This window comes from Microbacterium meiriae, from assembly GCF_032364335.1.
GTDB lineage: Bacteria > Actinomycetota > Actinomycetes > Actinomycetales > Microbacteriaceae > Microbacterium > Microbacterium meiriae.
Genome location: NZ_CP133984.1, coordinates 330,771 through 347,548 on the forward strand (window position 1 = coordinate 330,771; position 16,778 = coordinate 347,548).

Annotated in this window: 14 protein-coding genes; 4 read left to right on the forward strand and 10 right to left on the reverse strand. The window is 71.9% G+C overall.

All coding sequences use genetic code 11. The features are described 5' to 3' along the window. Positions 1-9: 9 nt before the first annotated feature. Positions 10-852 carry an alpha/beta fold hydrolase gene (locus RI211_RS01560; protein ID WP_315638169.1) on the reverse strand — a complete coding sequence of 281 codons (843 nt, stop codon included), beginning with the start codon at positions 850-852 and terminating at the stop codon, positions 10-12. Positions 853-947: 95 nt separating this feature from the next. Between RI211_RS01560 and RI211_RS01565 the strand changes: the two genes are divergently transcribed. Together RI211_RS01565 and RI211_RS01570 are read left to right on the forward strand one after the other, a co-directional pair. Then, positions 948-1,514, forward strand: a complete 567-nt coding sequence (locus RI211_RS01565; protein WP_315638168.1) for a TetR/AcrR family transcriptional regulator — start codon at positions 948-950, stop codon at positions 1,512-1,514. A gap of 87 nt (positions 1,515-1,601) precedes the next feature. Further along, the gene (locus tag RI211_RS01570) at positions 1,602-2,417 is read left to right on the forward strand and encodes a TspO/MBR family protein (protein ID WP_315638167.1); all 816 of its coding nucleotides are present in this window, start codon (positions 1,602-1,604) and stop codon (positions 2,415-2,417) included. On the opposite strand, the gene RI211_RS01575 is transcribed toward RI211_RS01570, so the two are convergent. Genes RI211_RS01575 through RI211_RS01600 form a run of 6 tightly spaced genes read right to left on the reverse strand, consistent with a single transcriptional unit; the run spans position 2,414 to position 10,325 of the window. Further along, complete coding sequence (locus RI211_RS01575; protein ID WP_187663044.1) at positions 2,414-3,085, reverse strand: response regulator; 672 nt, start codon at positions 3,083-3,085, stop codon at positions 2,414-2,416. The genes RI211_RS01570 and RI211_RS01575 overlap by 4 nt on opposite strands. Beyond that, complete coding sequence (locus tag RI211_RS01580; protein ID WP_315638166.1) at positions 3,082-5,643, reverse strand: ATP-binding protein; 2,562 nt, start codon at positions 5,641-5,643, stop codon at positions 3,082-3,084. Before RI211_RS01580 ends, RI211_RS01575 begins: the two co-directional genes overlap by 4 nt. Next, positions 5,640-6,245 (reverse strand): potassium-transporting ATPase subunit KdpC, encoded by a 606-nt coding sequence (kdpC, locus tag RI211_RS01585; protein ID WP_315638165.1) that lies wholly within the window; start codon positions 6,243-6,245, stop codon positions 5,640-5,642. The genes RI211_RS01580 and kdpC overlap by 4 nt, the downstream gene beginning before the upstream one ends. A 20-nt stretch (positions 6,246-6,265) precedes the next feature. Beyond that, positions 6,266-8,557 (reverse strand): potassium-transporting ATPase subunit KdpB, encoded by a 2,292-nt coding sequence (gene kdpB / locus RI211_RS01590; RefSeq protein ID WP_315638164.1) that lies wholly within the window; start codon positions 8,555-8,557, stop codon positions 6,266-6,268. Between the two features lie 2 nt (positions 8,558-8,559). After that, positions 8,560-10,236 (reverse strand): potassium-transporting ATPase subunit KdpA, encoded by a 1,677-nt coding sequence (gene kdpA / locus RI211_RS01595; protein WP_315638163.1) that lies wholly within the window; start codon positions 10,234-10,236, stop codon positions 8,560-8,562. Continuing rightward, positions 10,236-10,325 (reverse strand): potassium-transporting ATPase subunit F, encoded by a 90-nt coding sequence (locus tag RI211_RS01600; RefSeq protein ID WP_036292752.1) that lies wholly within the window; start codon positions 10,323-10,325, stop codon positions 10,236-10,238. Before RI211_RS01600 ends, kdpA begins: the two co-directional genes overlap by 1 nt. A gap of 281 nt (positions 10,326-10,606) precedes the next feature. Between RI211_RS01600 and RI211_RS01605 the strand changes: the two genes are divergently transcribed. Beyond that, positions 10,607-11,764 carry an SLC13 family permease gene (locus RI211_RS01605; protein ID WP_396654940.1) on the forward strand — a complete coding sequence of 386 codons (1,158 nt, stop codon included), beginning with the start codon at positions 10,607-10,609 and terminating at the stop codon, positions 11,762-11,764. 70 nt (positions 11,765-11,834) lie between these two features. Here RI211_RS01605 and RI211_RS01610 read toward each other — a convergent pair whose 3' ends face one another. Beyond that, positions 11,835-12,428 (reverse strand): FMN-binding negative transcriptional regulator, encoded by a 594-nt coding sequence (locus RI211_RS01610; protein WP_315638161.1) that lies wholly within the window; start codon positions 12,426-12,428, stop codon positions 11,835-11,837. Next, entirely contained in the window at positions 12,401-13,381 is a 981-nt protein-coding gene (locus tag RI211_RS01615) for a DMT family transporter (protein ID WP_315638160.1), read from the reverse strand. The genes RI211_RS01610 and RI211_RS01615 overlap by 28 nt, the downstream gene beginning before the upstream one ends. Between RI211_RS01615 and RI211_RS01620 the strand changes: the two genes are divergently transcribed. After that, complete coding sequence (locus tag RI211_RS01620; RefSeq protein ID WP_315638159.1) at positions 13,380-14,786, forward strand: aminotransferase-like domain-containing protein; 1,407 nt, start codon at positions 13,380-13,382, stop codon at positions 14,784-14,786. The genes RI211_RS01615 and RI211_RS01620 overlap by 2 nt on opposite strands. Positions 14,787-14,799: 13 nt before the next feature. Here the strand turns inward: RI211_RS01620 and RI211_RS01625 are convergent, their stop codons facing one another. Beyond that, positions 14,800-16,749: an APC family permease gene (locus tag RI211_RS01625; protein ID WP_396654939.1), complete on the reverse strand. Its 1,950-nt coding sequence runs from the start codon at positions 16,747-16,749 to the stop codon at positions 14,800-14,802. Between the last annotated feature and the right edge of the window lie 29 nt (positions 16,750-16,778).

Sequence of the window (16,778 nt, forward strand, 5' to 3'; positions counted from 1 at the left end):
GAACGAGGGTTACCGGGCCAGGAACTGCGTCAGGGCGGCGTTGACCTCGTCGGCGTGGGTCCAGAGGAGGCCGTGCGGGGCGCCCTCGACCTCGACGTACTCGGCCTCCGGGACGGCCTGACGGAAGCGGCGGGCGGTCGCGTCGATCGGCAGGATGTTGTCCTTCGTGCCGTGCAGGATCAGCGTGGGCTTGCCGGCGGCGGCCACGGCCTTCACGTCGTCGCGGAAGTCCTCGATCCAGGTCGGGACCACGGCGTATGCGGCGACCGGGGCGCTGGTGACGGAGAGGTTCCAGTTCGCGTCGACGACTTGCTGGCTGATGCGCGTGCCGAGGTTCTCGTCGAGGTTGTAGAAGTCCTTGTAGAACTGGGTGAACCAGGCGTAGCGGTCGCCCTTGGCGGCGGCCTCGATCCCGTCGAAGACCTCCTGCGGCACGCCCTCGGGGTTGTCGTCGCGCTGCACGAGGAAGGGCTCGAGCGACGCGAGGAAGGCGAGCTTCGCGACGCGCTCGTGGCCGTAGCGGCCGACGTAGCGGGCGAGCTCGCCGGTGCCCATGGAGAAGCCGACGAGCACGACGTCGCGGAGGTCGAGGGTCTCGAGCACCGTGTTCAGATCGGCGGCGAAGGTGTCGTAGTCGTAGCCGGAGCCGACCTTGGAGGACTGTCCGAAGCCGCGGCGGTCGTAGGTGATGACGCGGTACCCCTGGGCGAGGAGCTCGCGGGTCTGGCGCTCCCAGCTGTGCCCGTTGAGCGGGTAGCCGTGGATCAGCACGACGGGCTGACCGCTGCCCTGGTCTTCGTAGTAGAGCTCGATCGGGGTGGTGTTCTCGGTGCCGACGGTGATGTAACCCATGATGTGTTCCTTCCGATGCCGGTGAGAACGATCGTTCTCGCCTGATGTGATCAATCTAGAGAACGTTCGTTCTCATGTCAAGTAGACTTCTGGACATGACCGAAGACGAGGCGCGCGAACGCATCCTCTCCGCTGCGGAGGAGCTCTACTACCGCAAGGGCTATGCGGCGGTCGGCATGGACGAGCTCCGGTCCGCCGCCGGGGTGTCGCTGCGGCGCGTCTATTCGCTGTTTCCGGCGAAGACGGACATCGTCGCGGCGGTGCTGACGCGGAAGCACGCCGAGTGGGAGCAGGGGCTCACCGCCGCCGTGGCGCAGAGCGGGGACGACCCGCGCGCCCGCCTCCTTGCGGTCTACGGCTACCTGGAGGACTGGTTCTGCAGCGACGGGTTCCGGGGCTGCGCCTTCATCAACGCATTCGGCGAGCTCGGGGGCACGAGCCCCGAGGTCGCCGGCATCGTCCGCGCGCACAAGGCGTCGTTCCAGCAGTACATGGCGGAGCTCGTCGCGGCGACCGGCGCCCCGGTGGGCCTGGCCGCCCAGCTCTCGCTCCTCGCCGAGGGGGCGCAGAGCACGGCGGCGATCGGTGCGGACCCGGAGGCCGCCGTGCACGCTCGCCGCGCCGCCGAGGTCCTGATCGACGCCGCCCCCGCTCCGGCCTGACGCCTCCACTCGCTAACCTGGTTAGCGAAACGAAGGGGCACTGTCAAGGCCACTCCCTTCCTTCCCCGTCCGGCGTAGGGTGCGGGCATGGAGACCTCGACGAAGGGCATCGCCCGCCAGAGCCTCGTGATCGCCGCCGCCGTGTTCATGCTGATCGCCGCGGCCATCGGCGCCGGCGCCTTCGGCGGTGACTCCGTCGATGAGCTGCAGAACGGCGCGCTCTCGGCCCAAGGCTCGTACCTCGCGCCCGCCGGACCGGCCTTCTCGATCTGGTCGCTCATCTATGTGGGACTCCTCGCCTATACCGTGTGGCAGGCCCTCCCCGCGCAGCGCCGCGACGAGCGACAGCAGGCGGTCGGCGGCTGGATCGCCCTCTCGATGGTGCTCAACGGCCTCTGGCTCGTGACCGCGCGCTACCTGACGCTGTGGCTGACCGTGCTCGTGATCGCGCTCCTGCTCGCGACGCTCGCCCGCGTCATCGTGCTCCTCGGCCGGTTCCCCGCCCGCAATCTCGCTGATCGCCTCCTCACCGACGGGGCCAACGGCCTGCACTTCGGCTGGGTCACGATCGCGACGGTCGCCAACACCGCCGCCTGGCTCACGCAGACCGCCCCGGGCCTCGGGGCGGACGCCCCCGACGCCTGGGCCGTCGCCGTGCTCGTGGTCGTGCTGGTGATCGGTGCCGCGTCGGCCTGGTTCACCGGCCGCCTCGCTCCGGCGCTCGCCACCGCCTGGGGCCTGAGCTGGCTCGCGGTCGGGCGGCTCACCGGTGAGCCGGAGAGCACGGCCACCGCCATCACTGCGATCATCGTCGCGGTCCTGCTCGTCGTCGTCGGCGTCGTGGCGGTCCTCCGGCGGCGTCGCGTCGCGGGCACGCACGACCGCGCGCCGCTCGGTCGCTAGAGGACCAGCCGGTAGCCCATTCCCGACTCCGTCAGCAGGTGGACGGGCGTCGAAGGCTCGCGCTCCAGCTTCTTGCGTAGCTGGGACATGTAGAGCCGCAGGTAGCCGGAGTCGGACACCTGGGCACTGCCCCAGATCTCCTTGAGGAGATCCTGCCGGGTCACCAGCGCGCCCGGATGCCGCGCGAGGTGCTCGAGCATCCGCCACTCGGTCGGCGTGAGGTGCACCCGGGTGCCGGCGCGGGTCACGGTCTTCGTGGCGAGGTCGACGACGACGTCCCCGAACGCGACCACGGACTCACCGTTCGCGGCGACCGCGCGGCGGGAGAGCGCCCGCAGCCGGGCCAGCAGCTCGTCGACCTGGAAGGGCTTCGTGACGAAGTCGTCCGCCCCGGCGTCCAGCGCCTCCACCTTGTCGGCGGAGCCCGTCCGCCCCGACACGACGATGATGGGCACGCTCGTCCAGCCGCGGAGCGCCTGGATCACCTCGATGCCGTCGAGGCGGGGCATGCCGAGGTCGAGCATGATGAGGTCGGGATGGCTCTGCGCTGCGGCGGCGATCGCGGCGGCGCCATCGGCGGCCACGACGACCTCGTAGCCGTGCGCCGCGAGGGTGATCCGCAGCGCCCGCACCATCTGCGGGTCGTCGTCGGCGATGAGGAGCTTCACTCCGTCCCCTCCGTGTCGGAAGACCCTGCGGCGAGCGGCAGGGAGATGACCATGGTGAGTCCGCCCCCTGGGGTGTCCTCCGGAGTCAGGCTACCGCCCATGCCCTCCGTGAAACCGCGCGACAGGGCGAGCCCGAGCCCGAGCCCCGCTGTGTTGTCGGTGTCGCCGAAACGCTGGAACGGCTGGAAGACGGCATCGCGGCGTTCCGGCGCGATGCCCTCGCCGCGGTCGATGATCCGGAGCTCTGCCCGATCCCCCAGCCGGCTGCTTGACACGAGCACGCGACTGCCGTCGGGAGCGTGACGGTGGGCGTTGGCGAGCACGTTCACGAGTACCCGCTGCAAGAGCACGGGGTCCGCGTGCAGCGGCGGCAGGTCGGGGTCCAGGGCGAGCTCGACGTCGGCGGGGCCGAGACCGAGCTCGTCCACCGCGGCGAGCACGGGGCCGGCCGCGTCGATCCGCTGGGCCGAGACCGCGAGCACTCCCGCCTCCACGCGGCTCACGTCGAGGAGATCGGTGACGAGGGCGGAGAGGGTCGCGAGGCTCTCGTCCGCGGTCTCCAGCAGCTCCGCGCGGTCCTCCGCGGACAGGCCGTGCGCGCCGCGGAGCCCGCCGATCGCGGCGACCGCCGAGGCCAGCGGCCGGCGCAGGTCGTGACTGACGGCGGAGAGCAGGGCGCTGCGGACCTGGTCGGTCTCGGCGAGGGCTTCCGCCTCCCGCGCGGTCGCGCGGAGATCGGTGTGCTCGATGGCGGCGGAGAGCTGGGCGACGATCGCGTCGAGCAGTCGGCGCTCCGGACCGGCGATCGGCTCCCCGTTGAGCTCCAGCACGGCGCGCGGGCCGCCACCGGACGCGACCCCGACCGGGATGGTGGTGGCGCGGCCGTCCGGTACCGGCTCGCCGTCGCTGGCCAGCACCTCGCCGGAGGGGGTGAGCAGCCGCACCCCGCTCAGCCCGAACGCCTCCCGCGTGCGGCTGACGAGGGCGAGCACGGCGTTGTCGCCGCGGAGCACGTTCCCGGCGACGGCCGCGAGGAGCTCCGCCTCGGCGGTCGCCCGCTGCGCGGTCCGCGCCCGGCGGGCGGCCTGGTCGACGATGAGGCTCACGAGGATCGCGATGATGACATAGAGGGTGAGCGCGAGCACGTGCAGCGGGTGCGCGATCGTGATCGTGAACAGCGGGGCGACGAAGAGGAAGTCGAGGGTGATGCCGGAGAGCACCGCCGCGAACACGGCGGGACGGATGCCGCCGATGAGGGCGACCACCACGACGAGCAGCTGGTAGGCGAGCACCTCCGCCGTGATCGACTCGGGGCTGCGGACGGTGAACATCAGCCAGGACAGCAGCGGGCCGAACACGAGGGCCACGCCGAAGCCCAGCGCCTGCCGACGCCAGCCGAGCGCACCGCCGGTGATGCGGGGGAGGGCGAGCCGGCCGCCCGCAGCGGCGTGGGTCACGATGTGCACGTCGATGTCGCCCGAGCGGCGGATGACCTCGGCGCCGATCCCCGGCCCGGTGAGGGCGGCGGCGAGGCGGCCGCGCCGGCTCACCCCGATCACGAGCTGCGTGGCGTCGGCACCCTGCGCGAACTCGACGAGCGTCGCCGGGATGTCGTCCCCGACCACCTGGTGGTACGTGCCGCCGAGGGACTCGACGAGGGAGCGCTGCGCGGCGAGGGCGCCGGGGGTCTCGTCGCGCAGTCCGTCCTGGGCGGTCACGTGCACGGCGAGCAGCTCCCCGCCGGCGGAGCGTGCGGCGATGCGGGCCCCGCGGCGCAGCAGCGTCTCGCCCTCCGGGCCGCCGGTGAGGGCGACGACCACCCGCTCGCGCGCCTGCCAGGCTCCCGCGATGCCCTGTTCCGCGCGATAGCTGCGGAGCGCGCTGTCGACCTCGTCGGCGAGCCACAGCAGGGCGAGCTCCCGCAGGGCGGTGAGGTTGCCGAGCCGGAAGTAGTGCGAGAGCGCGGCGTCGATGCGCTCCGCGGGGTAGACGAGGCCGGCGGCGAGGCGGTCGCGGAGCGTCTGCGGTGCGAGGTCGACGACCTCGATCTCGTCGGCGGCGCGGACGACCGCGTCCGGGATGGTCTCGCGCTGGGCGATCCCGGTGATCTTCTCCACGACCGCGTTCAGCGACTCGATGTGCTGCACGTTCACGGTGGTGACGACGTCGATCCCCGCGTCCAGCAGCTCCTCGACGTCCTGCCAGCGCTTGGGGTTCCGCGAGCCGGGGGCGTTCGTGTGCGCGAACTCGTCCACCAGAGCGATCTCCGGGGCGAGGGAGAGCACCCCATCGAGATCGAGCTCGGAGAGGGTGACCCCGCGATGGGCGTCCTCGCGCCGCGGCACCTCGGGCAGACCGGAGGTGAGGGCGGCCGTGGCCGCACGGCCGTGGGTCTCCACGATCGCGATGACCACGTCGCGGCCTTCGTCGCGGAGCCGCCGACCCTCGGCGAGCATCTCGAAGGTCTTCCCGACGCCCGGCGCGGCGCCGAGGAGGACGCGCAGTCGTCCGCGGCGGTTCCGGTCCGTCGCGGGGCGCGGCGGCCGCTCTGCGCTCATGCACCCTCCCGGTCGTCGAGTGCGAGATTCAGCTCCGCGACGTTGATGCGCTCCTCGCCGAGGAACCCCAGGTCCCGCCCTTGAATCCTAGACTCCACGAGGGCCCGCACCTCGTCTTCGGACAGGTCGCGGGCGGCGGCCACCCGCGGCACCTGGAGCAGGGCGTACGCGACGCTGATGTGCGGGTCGAGGCCGGAGCCGGACGCGGTCACGGCATCCGCGGGGACCGCGGACGGATCGACGCCCTCCCTCGCGGCGATCTCGGCCTTCCGTGCGGCGAGGGCGGCGACGAGGTCGGGGTTCTCCGGCCCGAGGTTGCTGCCGCCGGACGACGCCCCGTCGTACCCGTCGCCGGCCGCCGAGGGGCGGGACTGGAAGTACTCGGGCAGGGCTTCACCGTCGGCATCCGTGAAGGACTGGCCGAGGAGCGCGCTGCCCCGGTCGCCGGGGAGCATCGAGCCGTTCGCCTGTGCGGGGAGGAGGAGCTGGCCGATGCCGGTGACGAGCAGCGTGTACCCGACGCCGAGGACGAGGGTGAGGACGAGCATCGCGCGGACGGCGACACCGGCGGTGCGCATCGTGGTGCGGGTGGTGGACGACATGGCGTTCCTTTCAGGCCCGGTCAGAAGCCGGGGAGGAGGCTGACGAGGAGGTCGATGAGCTTGATGCCGACGAACGGGGCGATGACGCCGCCGAGGCCGTAGACGAGCAGGTTCCGCTGCAGGATCTGCGAGGCGCTCGCCGGCCGGTACTTCACGCCGCGCAGCGCGAGCGGGATGAGGAACACGATCACGATGGCGTTGAAGATGATCGCGCTCGTGACCGCGGAGGCCGGGGAATGCAGCTGCATGATGTTCAGCGCCGCGAGTCCGGGGAACACCCCCATGAACATCGCCGGGATGATGGCGAAGTACTTCGCGATGTCGTTCGCGAGCGAGAACGTCGTCAGCGCGCCGCGGGTGATGAGCAGCTGCTTCCCGATGCGGACGATGTCGATGAGCTTGGTCGGGTCGGAGTCGAGGTCGACCATGTTGCCGGCCTCCTTGGCCGCCGAGGTGCCCGTGTTCATCGCGACGCCGACGTCGGCCTGGGCGAGCGCGGGGGCGTCGTTCGTGCCGTCCCCGGTCATCGCGACGAGACGTCCGCCCTCCTGTTCCCGGCGGATGAGGTCGAGCTTGTCCTCCGGGGTGGCCTCGGCGAGGTAGTCGTCGACGCCGGCCTCGGCCGCGATGGCCTTCGCGGTGAGGGGGTTGTCGCCGGTGATCATGACCGTGCGGATGCCCATGCTGCGCAGCTCGTCGAACCGCTCTCGGAGGCCGTCCTTGACGATGTCCTTGAGGTGCACGACCCCGAGGATCCGCGCTTCGACGGACTGGGTCCCTGAATCGGAGTGGGTCCCTGAGCCTGTCGAAGGGCCTGAGTCCGGCTGGGTCCCTGAGCCTGTCGAAGGGCCTGGGTCCGGCTGGGTCCCTGAGCCTGTCGAAGGGCCCTGCACCGCGACGACGAGGGGCGTGCCGCCGCTCGAGGCGACGTCGTCGGTGAGGGTCGCGAGCTCGTCATCGGGGGTCTGCCCCAGCCAGGCCGCCACGGCCGAGGCGGCACCCTTGCGGATCTGCGTGCCGTCGGCGAGGTCGAGACCGCTCATGCGCGTCTGCGCGGTGAACGGGACGACGACGGCGTCCGCCGGGGCCTCGACCCGGATCCCGCGGACGGCGGCGAGTTCGACGATCGATGCGCCCTCCGGCGTCGGGTCGGCGAGCGAGGAGAGGGCGGCGGTGCGCAGCAGCTCCTCGGCGTCCACCCCGGTGAGCGGCAGCACGGCGTGGGCACGGCGGTTGCCGTGGGTGATGGTGCCGGTCTTGTCGAGGAGCAGCGTGGTGACGTCGCCCGCGGCCTCCACCGCCCGCCCCGACATCGCCAGCACGTTCCGCTGCACGAGCCGGTCCATGCCCGCGATGCCGATGGCGGAGAGGAGGGCGCCGATGGTGGTCGGGATGAGGCAGACGAGCAGGGCGATGAGGACGGGGATGCTCACCGGCGACGCGGCGTACGACGCGATCGGGTTCAGCGCGAGGACCACGACGACGAAGACGATCGACAGGCTCGCGAGGAGGATGTTCAGCGCGATCTCATTCGGGGTGCGCTGCCGGCTCGCCCCCTCGACGAGGGCGATCATGCGGTCGACGAACGTCTCGCCGGGCTTCGACGTGATGCGCACGACGATCCGGTCCGACAGCACCCGGGTGCCGCCGGTGACAGCACTGCGGTCGCCGCCGGACTCGCGGACGACGGGGGCGCTCTCGCCGGTGATGGCCGACTCGTCGACCGTAGCGATGCCCGCGACGATGTCGCCGTCGCCCGGGATCAGTTCGCCCGCGGAGACGATCACGAGGTCGTCGCGCTGCAGCTCCGCCGACGACACCGTCTCCGTCGGCGCTTCGACGAGCTCGGCGACCCACCCGGCGTCCCCCTGGGTCCCCGAGCCGATGTTCTGGGTCTCTGAGCCTGTCGAAGGGCCCACCACCCGTCGCGCCATCGTCTGGGTGCGGGTGTTCCGCAGGCTCGCGGCCTGGGCCTTGCCGCGCCCTTCGGCGACCGACTCCGCGACGTTCGCGAAGAACACGGTCAGCCAGAGCCAGAGCGCGATGCCCCAGGTGAACGCCGCCGGGACGGGGGTGCCGCCGGAGGAGGCGGGCCCGCCGAGGAAGGGCTCCGCGATCGCGAGGACGGTCGTGAACGCGGCGCCGACCCAGACGAGGAGCATCACGGGGTTGCGGACGAGCGTCGCGGGGTTGAGCTTCCGGACGGCACCGGGGAGCGCCTGCACGAGCTGGGCGCCGCCGAAGGAGCGCGGCGGACGGGCGGGGACGGCAGGGGCGTCCGGCTGTTCCGGAGGGGTGGTGAGGAGGGTCATGGTCAGAGTCCTTCGGCGAGCGGTCCCAGTGCGAGCACGGGGAAGTAGGTGAGGGCCGTCACGACGACGGTCACGGTGAGGAGCAGGCCGACGAACTGCGGCCGGTGGGTGGGGAGCGTGCCGGTCGTGGCCGGCACCCGCTCCTGCGCGGCGAACGACCCGGCGAGAGCCAGCACGAGCACGATCGGGAGGAAGCGCCCGAGCAGCATCGCGACGCCCAGGGCGGTGTTGAACCACGGAGTGTTCGCGGTGAGCCCCGCGAACGCGGAGCCGTTGTTGTTCGCGGCGGAGGTGAACGCGTAGAGCACCTCGCTCATGCCGTGCACGCCCGGGTTGAGGATGCTCGTGGACTCCACGTCCTCCCGGATCCCGGGGATCGCGAAGCTCAGGGCCGTGCCGCCGAGGACGAGCACCGGGACCACGAGGATGTAGAGGCTCGCGAGGGTCATCTCCCGAGGTCCGATGCGCTTCCCGAGCCACTCCGGGGTGCGGCCGACGAGCAGCCCCCCGACGAAGACCGCAACGATCGCGAGCACGAGCATCCCGTACAGACCCGAGCCGACGCCGCCCGGAGCGACCTCGCCGAGCATCATGTTCAGCATCGGCATCATGCCCCCGAGCGCGGTGTACGAGTCGTGCATCGAGTTCACGGCCCCGGTCGAGGTGAGGGTGCTCGCGCTGCCGAAGAGGGTCGAGCCGAGGATGCCGAAGCGCTGCTCCTTGCCCTCCATCGCCGCCCCGGCGAGCTCGGGGGCGGAACCGCGTCCCGCCAGCTCCAGCGCCGAGAGCGCGGCGAGCGAGGCGAGGAACAGGGTGCCCATGACCGCGACGATCGCGTAGCCCTGCCGGTGGTCGCCGACCAGTCGGCCGAACGCGCGGGGGAGGGCGAACGGGATCACCAGGATCAGCAGCACCTCGAGGAGGTTCGTCCACCCGGTCGGGTTCTCGAAGGGGTGGGCGGAGTTCGCGTTGAAGAAGCCGCCGCCGTTGGTTCCGAGCAGCTTGATGGCCTCCTGCGACGCGACCGGACCGCCGGGGATCGTCTGCGTGCCGCCGGAGACCGTGGCGACGTCGGTGAAGCCGTTCACGTTCTGGATCACGCCGCCCGCGAGCAGGGCCACCGCGCCGATCAGGGCGAGCGGGAGGAGCAGCCGCCCCAGACCGCGGGTGAGGTCGACCCAGAAATTGCCGATCGTCGCGGAGCCGCGGCGTGCGAGACCGCGGATGAGGGCGATGGCGATGGTGAGGCCGACCGCGGCGGAGACGAAGTTCTGCACGGTGAGGCCCGCGAGCTGCACCGTGTAGCCCATGGTCTGCTCGGGCGAGTAGGACTGCCAGTTGGTGTTCGCGACGAAGGAGGCGGCGGTGTTGAACGCGAGTCCCTCCGGCACGGCGGGCAGGCCCAGCGAGGCGGGGAGGAAGGCCTGGAGCCGCTGCAGCCCGTACAGGAGCAGGAGCCCGACGAGGGAGAACAGCAGCACGCTGCGGGCATAGGCGCGCCAGGTCTGCTCGGAGCGGGGGTCGACCCCGATCACCCGGTACAGCCCGCGCTCGACGCGGAGGTCGCGCCCGGAGGTGTAGACGTGCGCGATGTAGTCGCCGAGGGGGCGGTAGAGGAGCACGAGCACGACCACGACGGCCGTGATCTGGAGGACGCCGAAGAGGACCGTCGCGTCCATCAGAAGCGCTCCGGGGCGACGAGCGCCACGACCAGGTAGACGACCGCGGCGACGGCGAGGACGGCGGCGAGGATCTCGAAGACGATCATGCGCGGTCCACCGCCTTGGCGATGAGGGACACGAGGGCGAACAGCGCCAGGGTCAGCGTGAGGTAGATGATGTCGAGCACGTCCTCGATCCAACTGCGCCGGCCGGCCGCATCCGTCGATCCTCACGGTTCCCCTACGCCCGTCCCCTGGATGCATGCGGGTTGCTCACACCTCCTGCCTTCGAATCGCGCACTTGGTCCCCAACCCGCCGCCGATGCAGCCAGGTGCGCGATTCGAAAGGGTGGCGCCGGCCCTATGCTCACGAGGTGGGGATCGGACGGATGCGGATCGGCGTCGGCGCGGGGATCGTCGCCGGGCTCGTCGTGATCGCGCTCGTGTGCGTGCTCACGGGGTTCCTGCCGCGCACGGATGCCGGTGCGCTCGGGGCGCGGATCGCGCCGGTGCTGGGGTTCGTCGTCGCGATCACGATCGTCGCCGAGCTCGCCCGCGACGCGGCGGTGTTCGACGTCGTCTCGCAGCGCCTCGCGCGCTGGGGCCGCGGGCGGGTGCTGGTGCTGTGGGCGCTGGTGGTCGTGCTCGCCGTGGTGAGCACCGTGTTCCTCTCGCTCGACACGACCGCCGTGATCGTCACCCCGGTCGTGGTGGTCCTGGCGCAGAGCATCGGCGTCTCGCCGCTGCCGTTCGCCCTGGCCACCGTCTGGCTCGCCAACACCGCGTCCCTCGCGCTGCCGGTCTCGAACCTCACCAACCTGCTCGCCGCGCCCGCGATGGGGGACGGCCCCGGGGCGTTCATCGCGCTGAGCTGGGCGCCCACGCTCGTGGGGATACTGGTGCCCGTCGCGATCCTCACGGTCCTGCATCGGCGCACGGTCTTCGGCACGTACGAGACGCCGGTGGCGCGGCGCCCCGCCGACCCCCTGCTGTTCTGGAGCGCGACCGGCATCCTCCTCGTGCTGATGCCACTGCTCGCGCTGACCCCCGACGTGTGGATCCCCGCCTCGGTCGCGGCTCTCGCCTTGATCGCGCTCTTCGCCGTCCGTCGTCGCCGGGCCCTGCGGCTCTCGCTCGTCCCGTGGCAGGCGCTCGCGCTCGCCGCGTCGCTGTTCGTGCTGGTCGAGACCGCGCACGCGCAGGGGCTGCTCGACTTCCTGACCTCGGCGACCGCGAACGGCGACTCTCTCGGCGACCTGTTCCGGCTCGCCGCGCTCGGGGCCGTGAGCGCGAACGCGATCAACAACCTCCCCGCCTACCTCGTGCTCGAACCCGCGGCAGGGGACCCGGTCGCCCTGATGGCTCTGTTGATCGGCGTGAACCTCGGTCCGCTCGTCACGCCGTGGGCCTCGCTCGCGACGCTCCTCTGGCACCATCGCGTGACGGCGCTCGGGGTGGAGCTCCGCTGGGGCCGCTTCGCCCTCTGGGGGGTCGTCGCCGCGGTCCCCACCGTCGTCCTCGCCACGCTGGCCCTGGCAGCCTCCTGACCCCCTTCGAATCGCGCACTGTGCTGCATATCCGGCCGAGATGGAGCACAGTGCGCGATTCGAACGGGGGTCAGACGCGACGCATCTCGGCGGCCAGCGCGGGGTGAGCGGCGTCGAAGCGGGTGGCGATGCGCTCGCGGACCTCGGGGGCCTTGTTCTGGCTGAGCTTGGCGCGGGCGTCGAACCGGGTGATCCGGAGCCGGAGGCCCACCGTGCCCTTCGCCGCTCGCCGGGTGCCGGGTTCGTCCTCCGCGAGGCTCCGCCCGTGCGGCTGCCCACCCTCGAAGTGGTCGGTGAGCCGGGTGAGCATGGCGTAATTCTCCTCCGCGCTCAGGATCTCGGGGGCGCCGGAGAGGTGAGCGGTGACATGGTTCCAGGTCGGGACGAGGTCTCCCGGCGCGTACAGACTCGAGGACACGTAGTCGTGCGGCCCCTGGACGATCACCAGGACCTCGTGTCGCCCGAGCTCGTGGAGCTCGTCGTCCGGGCGTCCGAAGTGGCTCACGAGCACGATGTCGTCCTCGTCCTCGTCGAGCAGAACGGGGTAGTGCGAGGCGACGAGACCGGTGGAGGTCGGCGAGACGAACGTCGCCCACGGGTGAGCGCGGATGAGGCGCTTGACCTCCTCCGGGTCGGTCATGAGGTAGCGGGGGGTGTGACGCATGGCGCCTCCTGTCGGGTGGGGGTGGGGGTGGGGGCGGGAGGAGAACTGCGGGTGCGGACGGCGAGTCCGGCGCACACGACGACCGCGAGTCCGCCGAGCACCGTGGCCAGGCCGACGTCCTCGTGGAAGAGGAAGGCTGCCCAGGTGATGCCCATGACGGGCTGCACGAGCTGGATCTGGCTCACCTGTGCCATGGGGCCGATCGCGAGGCCGCGGTACCAGGCGACGAATCCGAGGAACATGCTGACCGCGGCCAGGTAGGCGAACGCGAGCCAGGCGGTGGGGGTGGCGACGGGCGGTGCGGCGACCCCGGCGGCGATGGCCACCGCGAGCATGACGGGAGCGGCGAGCACGAGTGCCCAGGAGATCGTCTGCCAGGCACCGAGCTCGCGCGCGAGCAGGCCGCCCTCCGCGTAGCCGACGGCCGCGGCGATCACGGCCCCGAACAGCTGGACGTCGGCGGGGCGGAGCGCGCCGGGCGTGCCGTTCTGCAGCGTCGCGAAGACGAGGGCCGCGGCGGCGCCGAGGAGTGCGAAGACCCAGAACGAGGGGGACGGGCGCTCCCGGGTGCGCAGCACGACGGCGACCGCGGTCGCGGCCGGGAGGAGGCCGATCACGACCGCGCCGTGACTCGCGGGCGTGGTGGTCATGGCGAACGAGGTCAGCAGGGGGAAGCCGGCGACCACTCCGAGGGCGACGATCGCGAGTCGCGCCCACTGGACCGGGCTCGGCGGCTGCTGGCGTGTGACGAGGAGGACGAGCGCGGCGAGCACAGCGGCGACGACCGCGCGGGCGGAGCCGATGAACAGCGGCGAGAGCCCGCCCCCGAGCGCGATCCGGGTGAACGGGAGCGTGAACGAGAAGGCGACGACGCCCAGGAGGCCCCAGGCGGGACCGGCGGCGCGGGATAGCAGTGTTCCGTTCGGACGGATAACGCTACTGTGTTCTTTCATGAGTCAGGATAGCACCGCACGCATCGTGGTCGGCCTCCGGACCTGGATCGCCGCTGCCGCTCCCGGAGCCCGCCTCCCCTCGAACCGCGCGCTGACAGCCGAGTACGCGGCGAGCCCCGTGACCGTGCAGAAGGCGGTGCAGCAGCTCGTCCGCCTCGGGCTCGTCGAGGCGCGGCCCGGCGTCGGCACCTTCGTGCGCGCGGCGCGCACGGTCCTGCCGGCCGACTACGGCTGGCAGGCCGGGGCGCTCGGAGCGGCCGCCGTGCGCCTCGACGGTCTCTCCTCGGCGCAGCGCCCGACCTCGCCGGACGCGATCGGGTTGCACTCCGGGTATCCCGCTCCGGATCTCCTCCCCGAGCGGCTCGTCCGCCAGGCCCTCGTGCGCGCCTCCCGCACCGCGTCCGCCCTCACCCGCTCGCCCGCGGCCGGCGAGCCCGGACTGCAGGAGTGGTTCGCGGCGGAGCTGGCCGCGGCGGCCCCGGCCGGGATCACGGTGCCGACCGCCCGCGACGCCGTCATCATCTCCGGGAGTCAGAGCGGACTGAGCTCCATCTTCCGGGCGGTCGTCGGCGTCGGCCGGCCGCTGCTCATCGAGTCGCCGACGTACTGGGGCGCCCTGCTCGCGGCGGAGCAGGCAGGGGTCGTGCTCGTTCCCGTCCCCTCCGGTCCGCAGGGCCCGGATCCGGACGCGGTCGACAGGGCGCTCGCCGAGACCGGAGCCCGGGCGTTCTACGCGCAGCCCACGTTCGCGAACCCCACCGGCGCGCAGTGGCCGGCGGCGACCGGGGAGGCCGTCCTCGACGCGGTCCGTCGTCACGGGGCGTTCCTCATCGAGGACGATTGGGCGCACGACCTGGGCATCGACGCCGAGCCCCGTCCCGTGGCGGCCTCCGACCACGACGGTCACGTGGTCTACCTGCGCTCGCTGACGAAGAGCGTGTCGCCGTCCTTGCGGGTGGCGGCGGTGATCGCGCGCGGTCCCGCCAGGGACCGCATCCTCGCCGATCGCGCGGCGGAATCGATGTACGTCAGCGGCCTCCTGCAGACGGCCGCGCTCGACGTGGTGACCCAGCCGGCCTGGCGCACACACCTCCGCGGCTTCCGCGAGCAGCTGCGTTCGCGGCGCGATCTCCTGCTGTCGTGCCTGGCCGCCCAGGCGCCGACCGCTCTGGTGGAGGTCGTGCCGGTCGGCGGGCTCAATCTGTGGCTCCGGCTGCCGGACGGCACCGATGCCGCGGCCGTCGTCCGCGAGTGCGCGGCGCGCGGCCTGGTCATCGCGCCGGGGAGCGAGTGGTTCCCCGCCGAGCCGTCGGGGGCGTACGTACGGCTCAACTACGCGAGCGCCGACCCGTCCCGCTTCCCCGAGGCTGCGGCGATCCTCGGCGCGGTCCTCGCCGGATCCTGACCGCCGCGAAGGGTCAGGATCCGGACGGCGGCCCGGCGGGGCGGTGCGCGCGGCGGCCGGCCACCACGACGGGCCTGCCCGCCCGCTCCTGGCCGGGAAGCGGACGGGAGCGCCGGCCGTAGATGAGCTCGGACGAGTCGAGCAGCCACGGCACCAGGGTGATCGACACCCCGTGCACGAGCATGAGCTGGTTCGCCAGGCGACGGGCGCGCCGGTTGTGCAGGAAGTTCTCCCACCAGTGCCCCACGATGTACTGCGGCAGGTAGACCGTGACGACCGAGGAGCCGTGCTTCTCGCGGTACTGCCGGATGAACTGCGTCACGGGCTGCGCGAACGAGCGGTACGGCGACTCGACGATCACGAGCGGCACCGGCACGAGGTGGTCCGCCCACTCCTGCTGCAGGCGCGCGGCGTCCTCCTGGGAGACGGCCACGTGCACCGCGAGGGTCTTGTCGTGCTTGGCGGCGATCGCGTAGTCGATGGCCTTCATGACCGGCTTCTGCAGATGGTTCACGAGGACGATGGCGACGTCGCCGGAGGCGCCGAACCGGGTGGTGTCGTCGATCGCGATCTCGTGCTCGACATCCCGGTAGTAGCGCTTGACGCCGATCATCAGGAACGCCAGCACCGGGATGGCGAAGAACACGAGATAGGCGCCGTGCGTGAACTTCGTGATCGTGACGATGACGAGCACGAGCACCGTCAGCGTCGCCCCGGCGGAGTTGATGAGCAGCCCCACCCGCGCGGAACGCCGGTCCGCGGCGCCGTCGCCGTTCGGGGGGACGGGTGCGCGCAGCAGCCGTCGCCAGTGCCGCACCATGCCGATCTGGCCCAGGGAGAAGGAGACGAAGACGCCGATGATGTACAGCTGGATCAACGTCGTCAGCCGGGCCTGGAACACCACGAGCACGGCGATCGCGGCGATCCCGAGGAGGATCATGCCGTTGGAGAACACGAGCCGGTCGCCGCGGGTGTTCAGCGACTTCGGGGCGTAGCCGTCGCGGGCGAGCACGGCGCCGAGCAGGGGGAAGCCGTTGAACGCGGTGTTCGCCGCGAGGAGCAGAACGCAGGCCGTGGCCGCCTGCACGATGAAGAACGGGATGCTGCCGCCGCCGAACGTCGCCGCCGCGATCTGCGCCATCAGGCTCGGCTGCGGGGTCGTGCAGTCGAAGCCGATGAGGTCGCAGGGGTTCTCGGCGTAGTGCACGCCGGCGATGAGGGCGAGGGCGGTGAGGCCGGAGAACAGGCAGATCGCGATGGTGCCCATGAGCACCAGCGTCGACTGGGCGTTACGCACCTTCGGGGCCCGGAACGCGGGGACGCCGTTCGACACGGCCTCGACCCCGGTCAGCGCGGAGCAGCCGCTGGAGAACGCGCGGAGGATGAGCAGCAGTACGGCCGCCTGGCTGAGGCTCTCGGCCTGGACGGCGAACTCCGCGCTGGAGGCGACCGGGGCGTCGCCGAGGGCCGTGCGGACGAGCCCGGTGACGATCATGACGCCGACCGAGCCGATGAACACATACGTGGGGATGGCGAACACGAGCGAGGCCTCGCGCACCCCGCGGAGGTTCACGATGATGATGAGCACGACGAAGCCGACGGCGAGCTCCACGCGAAGAGGATCGAGACCCGGCACCGCCGAGATGATGTTGTCCACCCCGGAGGCGACCGACACCGCCACCGTCAGCACGTAGTCGACGAGGAGCGCTGCGGCCACGATCACCCCGGGGACCTCGCCGAGGTTCTTCGACGCGACCTCGTAGTCGCCGCCGCCGGAGGGGTACGCCTTGATGAGCTGCCGGTAGCTCAGCACCACCACGAGCAGCAGCACGACGACCGCCGCCGCGACGAGGGGAGTGAAGGACAGGAACGTGAGGCCGCCGATGAGCAGGATCATCACGAGCTCCTGCGGGGCGTAGGCCACCGAGCTCAGCGCGTCCGAGGCGAAGATCGGCAGCGCCATGCGCTTGGGGAGGAGCTGCTCGTCGACCT